The sequence below is a fragment of the Deinococcus radiopugnans ATCC 19172 genome (assembly GCF_006335125.1).
Taxonomy (GTDB): Bacteria; Deinococcota; Deinococci; order Deinococcales; family Deinococcaceae; genus Deinococcus; species Deinococcus radiopugnans.
Genome location: NZ_VDMO01000084.1, coordinates 1 through 620, shown reverse-complemented (window position 1 = coordinate 620; position 620 = coordinate 1). Strand labels below are relative to the sequence as shown.

1 protein-coding gene is annotated in these 620 nt (G+C 73.4%); it reads right to left on the bottom strand.

Features of this window, described 5'->3' with window-relative positions; all coding sequences use genetic code 11:
- The coding region (locus tag FHR04_RS20790) for a hypothetical protein (protein WP_211344236.1) at positions 1–553 on the bottom strand (553 nt) is incomplete at its 3' end.
- Positions 554–620: the final 67 nt, after the last annotated feature.

Genomic DNA, 620 nt, shown 5'->3' with positions numbered 1-620 from the left:
CCGCCGTCGAGGTCCAGGCGCCCCACGCCACCTCCTGCCAGGTCCGGCCCCCGTCGCGCGAGATCTCCGTGGTGCGCCCTCCCCGGCCAATCGGGGAGACGGTGTACGCCGCGGTGAGCTCGGCCGTGTCACCCTCGCGGACGACGACGTCCTGCGGCTGCTCGATGAACTGCGCGCTCGCCGGCAGCACGGTCAGCCGGGCGGGCTCGGACACCCGGTCCTCGTGTGGGGTGTAGATCTCGTTCATGACGCGGGCCCGGTACAGGAAGCCGTCCATCTCCGCGATGGCGGCTCCGAGCCTCAGGGTCTGCGTCGACCCGGAGTGCCACAACGCCGGCCGGGTCTCCGAGATCCACGTGCCCCCGCCGTCGGTGGACCGTTCCCAGTACCCGATCCAGGTCGCGGTGTCCGTCGTCTCGAACACCGAGGTGAACTCGACCTCGTAGCCCGGCGCGAGGGACTGGTCTTGGGGGTGCAGCGTGAAGGCCCAGCTGTTGCGCGCGAGCGCCGCCGTGCCGGGGGCCTCGTCGGGAGTCTCGGCGGGGGCCCTCACGGCGGGAGTGGCGTCCCCGGGCGCCAGGGGAGCGGCCGGCACGGCCGCTGCTCCCGAGGTGAAGGAC